The sequence below is a fragment of the Pseudomonas sp. F007 genome (assembly GCF_057814275.1).
This window is the reverse complement of the sequence record NZ_JBVATA010000006.1, coordinates 304554-317845: the sequence shown is the minus strand read 5'-3', so window position 1 is coordinate 317845 and position 13292 is coordinate 304554. Positions and strand designations below refer to the sequence as shown.

The following is a 13292-nucleotide window of genomic DNA, read 5'->3' as shown; positions in this document are numbered from 1 at the left end:
GATTTAGTGGGTGCGGGTGACTTTGCTCAGGTGCCGCGGCTGATCCGGATCCATGCCGCGGGCCTGAGCGAGGCCGACGGCCATCACGTAGAAACTCTGGATGGCGAGGATCGGATCGAGCGCCGGGTGTGCGGCGCGGCTAAGGGTCAGGTCACGCTCGTTGACGTCATCGGGGGCGGCCAGCAGCACCCGGGCACCGCGCTGGCGCATCTCCGCCGCCAGGCTCAGCAGGCCGGCCTGTTCCGCACCACGCGGGGCGAACACCAGCAGCGGGTAGTTGTCGCTGATCAGGGCCATAGGGCCGTGTTTCACTTCGGCGCTGCTGAAGGCTTCCGCCTGGATAGCCGAGGTTTCCTTGAGTTTCAGCGCCGCTTCCTGGGCGATGGCAAATCCGGCGCCGCGGCCGATCACCATCAGGCGTTGGCAGTCACGCAGGGCGTCGATGGCTGGCGTCCAATCCTGGGTCGCGGCTTCGCGCAAGCCCAGGGGCAGTTCCAGGCCGGCTTCGAGCAGTTCGGCGTCCTGCTTCCAGTGGGCCACCAGGCGTGCGCTGGCGCTCAGGGTGGCAATGAAACTCTTGGTCGCGGCGACGCTGCGCTCAGCGCCGGCACACAGCGGCAGGCTGAATTCGCAGGCGGCTTCCAGCGGCGAATCCTCGGCGTTGACCATGGCAATGCTCAGGGCGCCGCGTTTGCGCAGCAGGCGCAGGCTGTTGACCAGGTCCGGACTCTGTCCCGACTGGGAAAAACCGAACACCGCCTGGCCGCTGACTTTCAACGGTGCCTGCTGCAGGGTCACCACCGACATCGGCAGTGAGGCCACTGGCACGCCAACCTGTTGCATGGTCAGGTAGGCGAAGTAACTGGCGGCGTGATCGGAGCTGCCACGGGCGACGGTCATTGCCACTTGCGGCGGCTGGCGATTCAGGCGACCGGCAACCTCGATCAACTGAGGATCGAGTTGCCGCAACTGGTTTTCCACCGCCTGGTGCGAGGACAGCGCCTCCTCAAGCATTTTTGAAGTCAATGTCTTCTCCTTCGACCATCACCGCGGTCAGTGTGAGTGAGCGATCCAGGCGCACGCAGTCGGCCCAGGCACCGGGCTGCAGGCGCCCGCGCTCGTTGATGCCGAGGTAGTCGGCGGGAAATTGCGACAGGCGTTGCGAGGCTTCGGCCAGGGGCAGGCCGATTTTCACCAGGTTGCGCAGGGCCTGGTCCATGGTCAGGGTGCTGCCGGCGAGGGTGCCGTCGGGCAGGCGCACACCGCCGAGGCATTTGGTCACTGTGTGGCTGCCCAACTTGTATTCACCGTCCGGCATGCCGGCGGCGGCGCTGGAGTCGGTCACGCAATACAGGCAGGGGATCGAACGCAACGCCACGCGGATCGCCCCGGGGTGCACATGCAGCAGATCGGGAATCAGCTCGGCGTATTGCGCATGGGCCAGCGCCGCGCCAACGATGCCCGGTTCACGGTGATGTAGCGGGCTCATGGCGTTGTACAGGTGGGTAAAGCTGGTGGCGCCGGCTTCCAGCGCGGCCACGCCTTCCTCGTAGCTGCCCAGGGTGTGGCCCAGTTGCAGGCGCACGCCACGCTCGCTGAGGGTGCGGATCAGTTGAGCGTGACCGGCGATTTCCGGGGCGATGGTGATCACCCGGATCGGTGCCAGGGCCATGTACGACTCGACTTCGGCCAGCAGCGCGGTGTGAGCGAAATTGGGTTGTGCGCCGAGTTTTCCCGGATTGATGTAGGGCCCCTCCAGGTGAACCCCAAGGACCCGGGCGCAGCCGGGAGGGCGTTGCTCGCAGAATTCACCGGCCTGCTCCAGCACCCGGGCGATTTCTTCGCTGGGGGCAGTCATGGTGGTGGCCAGCAGCGCCGTGGTGCCGAAGCGCACATGGGTTTTGGTGATGGTTTCGAAGGCGGGTGTGCCTTCCATCAAGTCCTTGCCGCCACCGCCATGCACATGCAGGTCGATGAAGCCCGGCAGCAGGTAGGGCAGGTCGTTTTCCGCCGGATCGCAGGGCTGGCCTTCGATGCGCACGACCTTGCCGTGTTCATGGATCAGCCGGCCGCGAATCCAGCCGTGCGCGGTGAGGATGTTGTCTTCGGACATGGGACGGTTCTCTGGCCTGTTATCGACGCAGTTCGGCGACGAAGTCGTAGTAATTGTTGCGGCAATAGGTGTCGGTGACTTCGATCGGTGTGTTGTCTTCGAGGTAGCCGACCCGGGTCATCAGCAGCATGGCGGTGCCCGGCGCGATGCCCACCAGTGCGGCGAATTCGTCCGAGGCGTTGATCGCCTGGATGTGTTGCAGGGCGCGGACCACCGGCTTGCCGATGCCGTCGAGGTAGTGGTAGAGCGAGTCGCCGACGGCCTGGGGCTGGGCAATGATCGAGGCGGGCAGGGTGCTCATTTCGATGGCCATCACGGTGTCGTCGGCTTTGCGCAGGCGCTTGAGGCGCGCGACTTTGTCGTAGGGCGACAGGGCCAGGCGAATCAACTCTTCATGGGTCGGCTGGGTGATTTCCCGCTGCAGCCACTGCGAACTGGGGGCGAAACCCTTGAGGCGGAGCATTTCGCTGAAACCGGAGAGGCGCGACAGCGGTTGTTCCAGGCGCGGGGTAATGAAGGTGCCCGAACCCTGGCTGCGACGGATCAGACCCTGTTCGAACAGCACTTCCAGGGCTTTGCGCGCGGTCACCCGGGAGATGTTCAGCAATTCGCTGAGGTTGCGTTCCGAGGGCAGTGCCTGTTCGGCTTTCCAGTGGCCGGCGTGGATCGCCGCTTCCAGATTGCGCGCCAGCTGCAGGTACAGCGGCGTAGGCTGAGAGTCATCGAGGCGTAGGGCCTGGAGGTCGTTCATAGGTTGCTTCCGATGCGGATGTAGGATTGTTGTCGCCCGGTTGTGGGGCGAAACTAATACCACTTAAATACCATGTCAACGCCACTGGCCGGCTGCAGGCAAGCGAAAACCCGCTGGGCTGGAGGCGGCGTCAACCTTGGCTTTGAAGTGGTATTAAAGGTGGCGTTGCGAGCGGATCAGACGACTGTCTGCTCCGGTGTTTTCTTGCGCAGGTGGTATGGCGGTAGGGCGGGTTGCCCAGGAAGGATTTTTTTTCAGTTTTTTTTTGCCGGGCGACGTGTGGTCGTCGGGATGGCGAGGGCGCCAAGGCCCTCGCCGCGACGAGATCAGGGGCGAATCTCGATCATCGTACCGTCCGGGACCAGGCCCCAGACTTCGCGCATGTCGACATTGCGCATGGCGATGCAGCCGTCGGTCCAGTCCAGCGTGTGGAACAGATCCTCGGGGTTTTCCTCGGTGTCCGGGGTGCCGTGGATCATGATCATGCCGCCAGGGTTCACGCCTTCGCGGCGCGAGCGTGCGGCATCGCTGATGTTTGGGTAGGAGATGTGCATGGCCAGGTTGAAACGGTCGCTGACCTTGCGCCAGTCCAGCCAATAGAAGCCTTCAGGCGTGCGTCGATCGCCTTCCATGAGCTTCTGGCCCCTGGGGTTCTTGCCCAGGGAGATGCGGTAGGTCTTGATCGGCTTGCCATCGTTGATCAGTTGCAACTGATGGGCGGATTTGAGCACCAGGACTTTTTCGATGGTTTTGCCGTCCAGGGTCTCCACGGTGGAAGCCTGGGTGACAGCAACGAACGACAGGCAAAGGAACGCGAGCAACCAGCGCATTGAAACGATATCCCTGTGAGTACGGCGTACTTCTTGTTGTTTAAGTGATCGCCGGCTGAGCAAGCGGAGGAATGGATTCGCTGCGCACCGGGTAATTGCCCTGGCGACGGTCAGCGAAGAAGCATTCTAGGGTACGGCCCACCGTGCGGAAAGCCAGCTCTGACCAAGGGATGTCCTGTTCTTCGAAAAGCTGCACTTCCAGGCTTTCGACGCCGGCAGAAAACTGCTCGTCGGCCATCTCGGCGCGAAAGAACACATGCACCTGGCTGATGTGGGGCACATCGATCAGGGTATAGATGCTCAGGTTGCGCACCCGGGCGCAGGCTTCCTCGGCGGTCTCGCGAATCGCCGCCTGTTCGATGGTCTCACCGTTCTCCATGAAACCGGCCGGCAAGGTCCAGAATCCACGACGCGGCTCGATGGCACGGCGACACAGCAGTACCTTGGAACCGAGGGTAGGAATGCAGCCAGCGACGATATTGGGGTTCTGATAGTGAATGGTCTGACATTTGTCGCAGACATACCGCAGGCGCGAATCGCCTTCGGGAATGCGTTGAGTGACCGGGTTACCGCAGTGGCTGCAAAAATTCATGCTGGGTTTTCCGAAAAGGCTGCGCCTATCTTGGCGTGCAGCGGTGTCCGTCGGCAAGTTGTCGTTTAGCGACATGCCCGGGTTCGGGGCTTGGGCGGCCTGTGTGTTTGGTGCATGATGCGGGGTAGCCAACAGATCGAGAGCACTCATGCTGGACGAGCTACTGCATCGGGTAAGTAATCACACGCCGAGTACCATGGAGACTGACAGACGTTTCCCTGAGGCCGCGGTGTTAGTGCCTATCACTCGCAGTGACGAACCGGAGCTGGTTCTGACCCTGCGCGCCAGCGGACTCTCCACCCATGGCGGTGAAGTGGCCTTTCCAGGCGGTCGCCGCGACCCAGAAGACCCCGATCTGGTGTTCACCGCCCTGCGTGAAGCCGAAGAGGAAATCGGCCTGCCCCCGGGCCTGGTGGAAGTGATTGGGCCGTTGAGCCCGCTGATCTCCCTGCATGGGATCAAGGTCACGCCTTATGTCGGTGTCATTCCGGACTTTGTCGAGTACCGCGCCAACGACGCCGAGATCGCCGCCGTGTTCACGGTGCCGTTGGAGTTTTTTCGCGAGGACCCGCGCGAACATACGCACCGCATCGATTATCAGGGGCGTAGCTGGTATGTGCCGAGCTACCGATACGGTGAGTACAAGATCTGGGGCCTGACCGCGATCATGATTGTCGAGTTGATCAATCTGCTCTATGACGCCAAGATCAGCCTGCACCAACCCCCCAAAAGCTTTATCAATATTTGAAGCCCTCGTGCCCAAGGCGCGAACCCACGGCCGCCTGAGCCATGAGGATAACAACGATGAAATACCGTCTGGGCGACGCCCGCGTCGAAACCCATCCGCAGAGCTGGGTCGCACCCAACGCGGTGCTGATTGGCAAGGTCAAGCTGGAAGAGGGCGCCAACGTCTGGTTCAACGCGGTATTGCGCGGTGACAACGAGCTGATCCTGATCGGCAAGAACAGCAACGTCCAGGACGGCACGGTGATGCACACCGACATGGGTTATCCGTTGACCATCGGCACCGGCGTGACCATCGGCCATAACGCCATGCTGCACGGCTGCACCGTCGGCGATAACAGCCTGATCGGTATCAATGCGGTGATCCTCAACGGGGCGAAAATCGGCAAAAACTGCATCATCGGCGCCAACTCGCTGATTGGCGAGAACAAGCAGATCCCGGATGGCTCGCTGGTGATGGGCTCGCCGGGCAAGGTCATACGCGAGTTGACCGAGCCGCAGATCAAAATGCTCGAAGCCAGTGCCGCGCATTATGTCCACCGCTCCCAACGCTATGCGGTTGACCTGGTCGAGCAAGAAGAATGACGGCCTCGGAACGCCCTGTCGCCTCGCCCTGCGTGAACATCTGCGCACTGGACGAGCAGGACATCTGCACCGGTTGCCAGCGTACCGTGGCGGAAATCACCCGCTGGAGCCGCATGGACAACGACGAACGCCGCCAGGTCCTGGGGCTGTGTCACGAGCGGGCCAAGGCCAGCGGGCTGGTGTGGATGATCGGCACCAAACAGTCGTAAGCACGAGCTTGCCAGACCCACTGTAGGAGCGGGCTTGCCCGCGAAGCACCCGAGACCGCCTCGGTGTGCCAGGTATTGGGCGCTATCGTTCACCTCCATCGCCGCCAAGCCAGCTCCTACGGTATTCTGTGCGGCAAATTTCCAGGTACTCCGCGTCCCATGCTCTTTCTGATTGCCTACATCAGCAGCGTCGTGCTGATCAACTTCGCCTTTTCCACCGCCCCGCACCTGGACATCATCTGGTCGGCCTGGGGTGGCCTGGTGTTTGTGCTGCGCGACATGGTGCAGACCCGCTTCGGTCACGGCGCGATCATTGCCATGCTGGTGGCGCTGGTGCTGTCCTACCTGACTTCCGATCCGTCCATCGCCCTGGCCAGTGCCACGGCGTTCGCGGTGTCCGAGTGCATCGACTGGCTGGTGTTCAGCATCACCAAGCGGCCGCTGCATGACCGCTTGTGGATCAGCTCGGCGCTGAGCATTCCGCTGGACACCTTCATCTTCTTCGGCATGATCGACGCCCTGACCCCTGGGGTGATTCTCACTGCGCTGGGTTCCAAGTTCGCCGGCGTGACCGCCGTATGGCTGATCATGGCCTGGCGCTTGCGCAAACAGGCGCTCGCCAGCTGAGGCCAAAGCCCTCGGTTCATGTAAAATGCCGCGCTTTCTCCCCTGGGAACTGCGCGCAGCGCCTTGTCCCTTGATGATCCGCTCCTTTGAGGAACTGCAAATGACTCGTATCGGAACTCCATTGTCGCCAACCGCGACCCGCGTATTGCTGTGTGGCTGTGGTGAGTTGGGCAAGGAGGTGGTGATCGAGCTGCAGCGCCTGGGCGTTGAAGTGATCGCCGTGGACCGTTACGCGGATGCGCCGGCGATGCAGGTGGCCCATCGCAGCCACGTGATCAACATGCTCGACGGCGCCGCACTGCGCGCGGTGATCGAGGCCGAGAAGCCGCACTTCATCGTGCCGGAAATCGAAGCCATCGCCACCGCCACCCTGGTCGAGCTGGAAGCCGAAGGCTTCACTGTGATCCCGACCGCGCGCGCCGCCCAGTTGACCATGAACCGCGAGGGCATCCGCCGCCTGGCCGCCGAAGAGCTGGACCTGCCGACGTCGCCGTACCACTTCGCCGACACCGTGGAAGACTACCGCAAGGCCGTCGACGACCTCGGCTTCCCGTGCGTGGTCAAGCCCGTCATGAGTTCTTCGGGCAAGGGCCAGAGCCTGCTGCGCAGCGCCGATGACGTGCAGAAAGCCTGGGACTACGCGCAGGAAGGCGGGCGTGCCGGTAAAGGGCGAGTCATCGTCGAGGGTTTCATCGATTTCGATTACGAAATCACCCTGCTGACCGTCCGTCACATCGGCGGTACCACGTTCTGTGCGCCGGTCGGCCATCGTCAGGAGAAGGGCGACTACCAGGAATCCTGGCAGCCACAAGCCATGAGTCCGATTGCCCTGGCAGAATCCGAGCGGGTGGCCAAGGCGGTGACCGAGGCCCTGGGCGGTCGCGGGATGTTTGGCGTCGAGCTGTTCATCAAGGGCGATCAGGTGTGGTTCAGCGAAGTCTCGCCACGCCCGCACGATACCGGCCTGGTGACCCTGATTTCGCAGGACCTGTCGCAATTTGCCCTGCACGCCCGGGCGATCCTCGGCCTGCCGATTCCACTGATCCGTCAGTTCGGACCATCGGCGTCGGCAGTGATCCTGGTGGAAGGGCAATCGACCCAGACCGCGTTCGCCAACCTCGGCGCGGCATTGGCTGAGCCAGACACCGCGCTGCGTCTGTTCGGCAAGCCTGAAGTCAACGGCCAGCGCCGCATGGGCGTGGCATTGGCTCGCGATGAGTCGATCGAAGCGGCACGGGCCAAGGCGACCCGTGCGGCTCAGGCGGTTGTTGTCGAACTGTAACGCCGCGTCCTTGTAGGAGCGAGCTTGCTCGCGATGGACCTGAGAGCGCTGCGGAGTGTCAGGCGCCCAGTGTTATCGTTGACGTTCATCGCGAGCAGGCTCGCTCCTACACTGGTTGCCTCATACCACCCGATCCAAATCGTTATTACGCGTTTCCTTCAGGCACAGCACAGCGATCAGGCTGAGCACCGCTGCCGCCGACACATACCCGCCCACCCAACTCAGTCCGCCCATCGCCACCAGTTTCTGGGCGAAGAAGGGTGCTGCCGAGGCGCCGACAATGCCGCCCAGGTTGTAGGCCGCCGAGGCGCCGGTATAGCGCACGTGCGTCGGAAACAGTTCCGGCAACAGCGCGCCCATCGGGGCGAAGGTCACGCCCATCAAAAACAGCTCGATGCACAGGAACAGCGCCACGCCCCAGGTGCTGCCGTGGGTCAGCAGCGGTTCCATGGTGAATCCCGACAACACCGCCAGCACGCCGCCGATGATCAACACCGGCTTGCGTCCGAAACGGTCGCTGGCCCAGGCCGACAGTGGCGTGGCGGCAGCCATGAACAGCACGGCGAAGCACAGCAGGCCGAGGAAGGTTTCGCGGCTGTAACCCAGGGTCGATACGCCGTAGCTCAGGGAAAACACCGTCGAGATGTAGAACAGCGCGTAGCACACCACCATCGCCGCAGCGCCCAGCAGCATCGGCGCCCAGTACTGGCTGAACAGTTCGACCAGCGGGATCTTGACCCGCTCCTGGCGGGCCACGGCATTGGCGAAGACCGGGGTTTCATGGAGCTTCAGGCGCACGTACAGGCCGACCATTACCAGCGCGGCACTGAGCAGGAACGGGATGCGCCAGCCCCAGGAGCGGAACTGTTCGTCGTCCAGGGTCATGGCTAGCGTAAGAAAAAGGCCGTTGGCCGCCAGGAAACCAATCGAAGGCCCCAGTTGCGGGAACATGCCGAACCAGGCGCGTTTGCCTTTCGGCGCGTTCTCGGTGGCGAGCAAGGCTGCACCACCCCATTCGCCACCCAATCCCAGGCCTTGGCCAAAGCGCAGCACGCAGAGCAGGATCGGCGCCCAGGCACCGATGCTGTCATAGCCTGGCAATACGCCGATCAGGGTGGTGCAGACGCCCATCAGCAATAGCGAGGCGACCAGCGTCGATTTGCGGCCGATACGGTCACCAAAGTGGCCGAACAGCGCCGAACCCAGTGGCCGGGCGAGGAAGGCGATGCCGAAGGTCAGGAAGGCCGACAGCATCTGCGCCGTGCCGGAGGTCTGGGGAAAAAACACCGGGCCGATCACCAGTGCGGCGGCCGTGGCGTAGACGTAGAAGTCGTAGAACTCGATGGCGGTGCCAATGAAGCTCGCGGTGGCGACCCGGGTCGCGGAGTTCGTCGGTTGGGCAGGCGTATCGGCGCCGTAGGTGGTGCTCGTGGTCATGCGGTTATCCCTGACAGTCATGTGCTCGCGAGGAGCGAATTATTATGGTTTGAAGCACCCAGGGATGTGGGGTGGGGCGCGGCGCAGGCTCAAGGTAGGAGCGAGCGCCGGATAGTCGCGGATCTTGCCGCAGGACGCGGAGTGCGGGTAGCACGGTCTGCGGCGGCGCTTGGGTAAGCGTCTGGATTATAGAAAGGAGGCTAACGATTCAACAAGGGGCTTAGCGCACGGCCGGTGTTGAGGCCGTCTGCCAGATCAATACCTGGCTGACCCGGTTGTCTTCGGTTTCGAGGATTTCCAGGCGATAGCGGCCGATTTTCAGGCACACCGGGCAGTCTGGAATGGTTTCCAGGGCTTCGGTCACCAGGCCGTTGAGGGTTTTCGGGCCGTCGCTGGGCAGGTGCCAGCCGAGGCTTTTGTTCACTTCGCGGATCGAGGCCGCGCCGTCGATCACCAGGCGGCCGTCGGGCTGCGGGTGAATGTGCGGGTTGTCGAGGCTGTGCTGGCTTTCGAATTCGCCGACGATTTCTTCGAGGATATCTTCCAGGGTGACGATGCCTTGGACTTCGCCGTACTCGTCGACCACCATCCCCAGACGACGTTGCTGCTTGTGGAAATTCAGCAGTTGCAGTTGCAGTGGGGTGCTTTCGGGTACGAAGTATGGCTCGTGGCAGGCGGCCAGCAAGGCCTCCTTGGTCAGGCTGGCGTCCGCCAGCATGTGTCTGATCTGGCGGGTGTTGAGCACCGCCTCGACCTGGTTGATGTCACTGTGGAACACCGGCAGGCGTGTGCGTCGATTGGCCCGCAGCTGCTCGATGATCGCTTCGATCGGCTCATCGAGGTTGATCCCGTCGACTTCGCTGCGCGGTACCAGGATGTCGTTGACGGTAATGTTGTCCAGCGCATGAATGCCGGGCAGGGCGTGCGGGCGGCAGGCGGCGTGCTCGCCGTCGGCGGTGGCGTTTTGTGCCGGCGCGGGCTCGTCGTCGCTCTGCTGGACCATCTTCGGTTTGCGCGCCAGAGGCTTGAGCAGCAGCTGGCTGATGCTGCTGAGCAGCCAGGCCAGCGGGTAGAGAATCTTAAGTGGCACCGCCAGCAGTGTATTGCCCAGGCTCAAGACGGCATCCGGGTAGCGGCCGGCGAGGGTGCGTGGCAGGTAGTCGGCGAACACCAGCAGGGCGGCCGTGGCGCCGAGGCAGGCCAGCCATGGTCCGTTGTCAGCCCAGCCGAACACTGCCAGCAAGGTGCTGATAATCACTACCAGTGAACGGCACAGGGTGTTGCACAGAATCAGGCTGGCCAGCGGGAAGCTCAGGCGGGCCACTGGCTTGTCGCTGGAGCGCGAGGCGGTGCGCTGGGCCAGCAAGTGCTGCTGGGCCGCTTCGATGGCGGTGAACAGGGCGGACCAGAGGATCAACAGGGCCAGAACAGCGAGTAATGGCCCCAGGGGCAGGTTGTCCATAACGAATGCCCGTCAGATGTGCAGGATGTATTCGCGGACCAGCTTGCTGCCGAAATAGGCCAGCATCAGCAGGCAGAAACCGGCGAGGGTCCAGCGAATCGCCTTGTGGCCGCGCCAGCCGAGGCGCGTGCGCCCCCACAACAGCACACTGAAGACGATCCACGCCAGGCACGCCAGCAGGGTCTTGTGCACCAGGTGCTGGGCAAACAGGTTTTCGACGAACAGCCAGCCGGAGATCAGCGACAGCGAGAGCAGGGTCCAGCCGGCCCAGAGAAAGCCGAACAGCAGGCTTTCCATGGTTTGCAGCGGCGGGAAGTTCTTGATCAGCCCGGACGGGTGCTTGTGCTTGAGTTGGTGATCCTGCACCAGCAATAGCAGCGCCTGGAACACCGCGATGGTGAACATCCCGTACGCCAGGATCGACAGCAGGATATGGGCGAGGATGCCCGGTTCTTCGTCTATCACCTGCACTGTCCCGGGCGGCGCGAACTGCGCCAGCAGGACTGTGGCCATACCCAGCGGGAACAGCAATAGCAGCAGGTTTTCCACCGGGATCCGCGAGGTGGCCAGCAGGGTCAGGGCGATCACGGCGGCGGCAATCAGGCTGGCGGCGCTGAAAAAGTCCAGGCCCAGGCCGATCGGCGTCATCAGGTGAGCGAAAAGGCTCGCGCTGTGGGTCAGTACGGCAAGGATGCCGAGCGTCACCAACAGGCGTTTGTTCGCCTTGGCGCCTGTGGCCAGGCGGGAGCCCTGGTAGAGAGTCGCAGCGGCGTACAAGCAGGCGGCGGCGAGGGTAGTGAGCAAACTGGGTGACAAAGGGAGCATAAGTCCTGTTAGGCAAGCCCGAAAGACAACGAGTTTGGCATACAACCCTCGTCGCATGAAAGACCGCACAACGAGACGGCGGGTGTGCGCCAGACGCAGTCTTCGCTATAATCCGCGACCTGCCCCCGCCGCAGGCTCGCCGAGCACCTGTATTTCACGGTCTGGGCCGCCATTATCCGGTCTTCCCTAGGGCCTGAAAGGATCGCGCATGTTTGAAAACTTAACCGACCGTCTCTCGCAGACGCTGCGCCATGTCACCGGCAAGGCCAAGCTGACCGAAGACAATATCAAAGACACCCTGCGTGAAGTGCGCATGGCGTTGCTGGAGGCTGACGTTGCCTTGCCAGTGGTCAAGGACTTCGTCAACTCGGTCAAGGAGCGCGCCGTCGGCACCGAGGTGTCGCGCAGCCTGACACCGGGCCAGGCCTTCGTGAAGATCGTCCAGGCCGAACTCGAAAGCCTGATGGGCGCGGCCAACGAAGATTTGAACCTGAGCGCCGTACCGCCGGCCGTCGTCTTGATGGCAGGCTTGCAGGGTGCCGGTAAAACCACCACCGCCGGCAAGCTGGCGCGCTTCCTTAAAGAGCGCAAGAAAAAGTCGGTGATGGTGGTGTCCGCGGACGTCTACCGTCCGGCGGCAATCAAGCAGCTGGAAACCCTGGCCAACGACATCGGCGTGACGTTCTTCCCGTCCGACCTGAGCCAGAAGCCGGTTGCCATCGCCGAAGCGGCTATTAAAGAAGCCAAGCTGAAGTTCATCGACGTGGTCATCGTCGATACCGCCGGTCGCCTGCACATCGACGAAGAGATGATGGGCGAGATCAAGGCCCTGCACGCTGCGGTCAAGCCGGTCGAAACCCTGTTCGTGGTCGACGCCATGACCGGCCAGGACGCCGCCAACACGGCCAAGGCCTTTGGCGATGCACTGCCGCTGACCGGTGTGATCCTGACCAAGGTCGACGGTGATGCCCGTGGCGGTGCCGCGCTGTCGGTGCGTTCCATCACCGGCAAGCCGATCAAGTTCATCGGTATGGGCGAGAAGACCGAAGCCCTGGAGCTGTTCCACCCGGAGCGTATCGCTTCGCGCATCCTCGGCATGGGCGACGTGCTCAGCCTGATCGAGCAGGCCGAACAGACCCTCGACAAGGACAAGGCCGACAAGCTGGCGAAGAAGCTGAAGAAAGGCAAAGGCTTCGACCTCGAAGACTTCCGCGATCAGCTGCAACAAATGAAGAACATGGGCGGCCTCGGCGGGCTCATGGACAAGCTGCCGAACATCGGCGGCGTCAATCTGGCGCAGATGGGCAACGCCCAGGGTGCGGCAGAGAAACAATTCAAGCAGATGGAAGCCATCATCAATTCCATGACCCCGGCCGAGCGCCGCGACCCCGAGCTGATCAGCGGTTCGCGCAAGCGTCGGATCGCCATGGGTTCGGGCACCCAGGTGCAGGACATCGGTCGCTTGATCAAGCAGCACAAGCAGATGCAGAAGATGATGAAGAAATTCTCCGCCAAGGGCGGGATGGCCAAGATGATGCGCGGCATGGGCGGAATGTTGCCCGGCGGCGGCATGCCTAAAATGTAAAGAATTCGCGCCGGCAGTGATGCCGGCGTGTCTCCCACAGGGATGTGGGGACTACAGTGACCTGCCTTGGCAGGCACTGACTCGCCGTTGTTCGCAGCGGCTCTTATAGCAAATCTGCAGCGCACTTCGACAGGCGTCGGAAAAAGTCATTTGCAAAAGTCCGGATATTCCTTAGAATATGCGGCCTTTCGGGCACCTATGCCCGCTGTGCGTTTAGATTTGCAGCACCGACTACAGGAACTATGTTCAC

General features: G+C 62.6%; 14 protein-coding genes. 6 read left to right on the top strand and 8 right to left on the bottom strand.

The window, feature by feature from the left end; genetic code table 11:
* Positions 1-3: 3 nt before the first annotated feature.
* The 5 genes from ACZYR5_RS16895 to ACZYR5_RS16875 all read right to left on the bottom strand — a co-directional run bounded on the left by ACZYR5_RS16895 (position 4) and on the right by ACZYR5_RS16875 (position 4286).
* Entirely contained in the window at positions 4-1026 is a 1023-nt protein-coding gene (locus ACZYR5_RS16895; protein WP_489090234.1) for an SIS domain-containing protein, read from the bottom strand.
* Positions 1007-2113, bottom strand: a complete 1107-nt coding sequence (gene nagA / locus ACZYR5_RS16890) for an N-acetylglucosamine-6-phosphate deacetylase (RefSeq protein WP_489090233.1) — start codon at positions 2111-2113, stop codon at positions 1007-1009. Before nagA ends, ACZYR5_RS16895 begins: the two co-directional genes overlap by 20 nt.
* A 19-nt stretch (positions 2114-2132) precedes the next feature.
* Entirely contained in the window at positions 2133-2864 is a 732-nt protein-coding gene (locus tag ACZYR5_RS16885) for a GntR family transcriptional regulator (RefSeq protein ID WP_489090232.1), read from the bottom strand.
* Between the two features lie 326 nt (positions 2865-3190).
* Positions 3191-3694 (bottom strand): L,D-transpeptidase family protein, encoded by a 504-nt coding sequence (locus ACZYR5_RS16880; protein WP_489090231.1) that lies wholly within the window; start codon positions 3692-3694, stop codon positions 3191-3193.
* 40 nt (positions 3695-3734) lie between these two features.
* Positions 3735-4286, bottom strand: a complete 552-nt coding sequence (locus ACZYR5_RS16875; protein WP_489090230.1) for an NUDIX hydrolase — start codon at positions 4284-4286, stop codon at positions 3735-3737.
* 148 nt (positions 4287-4434) lie between these two features.
* Here ACZYR5_RS16875 and ACZYR5_RS16870 point away from each other — a divergent pair, with 148 nt between their 5' ends.
* From ACZYR5_RS16870 to purT, 5 genes are all read left to right on the top strand, one after another.
* The gene (locus ACZYR5_RS16870; RefSeq protein WP_489090229.1) at positions 4435-5034 is read left to right on the top strand and encodes a CoA pyrophosphatase; all 600 of its coding nucleotides are present in this window, start codon (positions 4435-4437) and stop codon (positions 5032-5034) included.
* Positions 5035-5090: 56 nt separating this feature from the next.
* A complete protein-coding gene (locus ACZYR5_RS16865; protein WP_489090228.1) occupies positions 5091-5615 on the top strand; it encodes a gamma carbonic anhydrase family protein in 525 nt (174 codons plus the stop codon).
* Positions 5612-5824 carry a DUF1289 domain-containing protein gene (locus ACZYR5_RS16860; RefSeq protein ID WP_489090227.1) on the top strand — a complete coding sequence of 71 codons (213 nt, stop codon included), beginning with the start codon at positions 5612-5614 and terminating at the stop codon, positions 5822-5824. The genes ACZYR5_RS16865 and ACZYR5_RS16860 overlap by 4 nt, the downstream gene beginning before the upstream one ends.
* A gap of 159 nt (positions 5825-5983) precedes the next feature.
* Positions 5984-6451 carry a VUT family protein gene (locus ACZYR5_RS16855; protein ID WP_027619129.1) on the top strand — a complete coding sequence of 156 codons (468 nt, stop codon included), beginning with the start codon at positions 5984-5986 and terminating at the stop codon, positions 6449-6451.
* Positions 6452-6551: 100 nt separating this feature from the next.
* Complete coding sequence (gene purT / locus ACZYR5_RS16850) at positions 6552-7733, top strand: formate-dependent phosphoribosylglycinamide formyltransferase (protein WP_489090226.1); 1182 nt, start codon at positions 6552-6554, stop codon at positions 7731-7733.
* A 120-nt stretch (positions 7734-7853) separates the two neighbouring features.
* Here purT and ACZYR5_RS16845 read toward each other — a convergent pair whose 3' ends face one another.
* From ACZYR5_RS16845 to ACZYR5_RS16835, 3 genes are all read right to left on the bottom strand, one after another.
* Positions 7854-9170, bottom strand: a complete 1317-nt coding sequence (locus ACZYR5_RS16845) for an MFS transporter (RefSeq protein ID WP_105755131.1) — start codon at positions 9168-9170, stop codon at positions 7854-7856.
* A gap of 220 nt (positions 9171-9390) precedes the next feature.
* Positions 9391-10632 (bottom strand): transporter associated domain-containing protein, encoded by a 1242-nt coding sequence (locus ACZYR5_RS16840; RefSeq protein ID WP_489090225.1) that lies wholly within the window; start codon positions 10630-10632, stop codon positions 9391-9393.
* A gap of 12 nt (positions 10633-10644) precedes the next feature.
* Positions 10645-11457 carry a cytochrome C assembly family protein gene (locus tag ACZYR5_RS16835; RefSeq protein ID WP_489090224.1) on the bottom strand — a complete coding sequence of 271 codons (813 nt, stop codon included), beginning with the start codon at positions 11455-11457 and terminating at the stop codon, positions 10645-10647.
* A gap of 208 nt (positions 11458-11665) precedes the next feature.
* Here ACZYR5_RS16835 and ffh point away from each other — a divergent pair, with 208 nt between their 5' ends.
* The gene (ffh, locus tag ACZYR5_RS16830) at positions 11666-13042 is read left to right on the top strand and encodes a signal recognition particle protein (protein ID WP_489090223.1); all 1377 of its coding nucleotides are present in this window, start codon (positions 11666-11668) and stop codon (positions 13040-13042) included.
* Positions 13043-13292: the final 250 nt, after the last annotated feature.

Coding starts and splice junctions, on each gene's coding strand:
- nagA (WP_489090233.1), bottom strand. CDS start 2,113: ATGTCCGAAGACAACATCCTCACCGCGCACGGCTGGATTCGCGGCCGG.
- ACZYR5_RS16885 (WP_489090232.1), bottom strand. CDS start 2,864: ATGAACGACCTCCAGGCCCTACGCCTCGATGACTCTCAGCCTACGCCG.
- ACZYR5_RS16880 (WP_489090231.1), bottom strand. CDS start 3,694: ATGCGCTGGTTGCTCGCGTTCCTTTGCCTGTCGTTCGTTGCTGTCACC.
- ACZYR5_RS16875 (WP_489090230.1), bottom strand. CDS start 4,286: ATGAATTTTTGCAGCCACTGCGGTAACCCGGTCACTCAACGCATTCCC.
- ACZYR5_RS16870 (WP_489090229.1), top strand. CDS start 4,435: ATGCTGGACGAGCTACTGCATCGGGTAAGTAATCACACGCCGAGTACC.
- ACZYR5_RS16865 (WP_489090228.1), top strand. CDS start 5,091: ATGAAATACCGTCTGGGCGACGCCCGCGTCGAAACCCATCCGCAGAGC.
- ACZYR5_RS16860 (WP_489090227.1), top strand. CDS start 5,612: ATGACGGCCTCGGAACGCCCTGTCGCCTCGCCCTGCGTGAACATCTGC.
- ACZYR5_RS16855 (WP_027619129.1), top strand. CDS start 5,984: ATGCTCTTTCTGATTGCCTACATCAGCAGCGTCGTGCTGATCAACTTC.
- purT (WP_489090226.1), top strand. CDS start 6,552: ATGACTCGTATCGGAACTCCATTGTCGCCAACCGCGACCCGCGTATTG.
- ACZYR5_RS16845 (WP_105755131.1), bottom strand. CDS start 9,170: ATGACCACGAGCACCACCTACGGCGCCGATACGCCTGCCCAACCGACG.
- ACZYR5_RS16840 (WP_489090225.1), bottom strand. CDS start 10,632: ATGGACAACCTGCCCCTGGGGCCATTACTCGCTGTTCTGGCCCTGTTG.
- ACZYR5_RS16835 (WP_489090224.1), bottom strand. CDS start 11,457: ATGCTCCCTTTGTCACCCAGTTTGCTCACTACCCTCGCCGCCGCCTGC.
- ffh (WP_489090223.1), top strand. CDS start 11,666: ATGTTTGAAAACTTAACCGACCGTCTCTCGCAGACGCTGCGCCATGTC.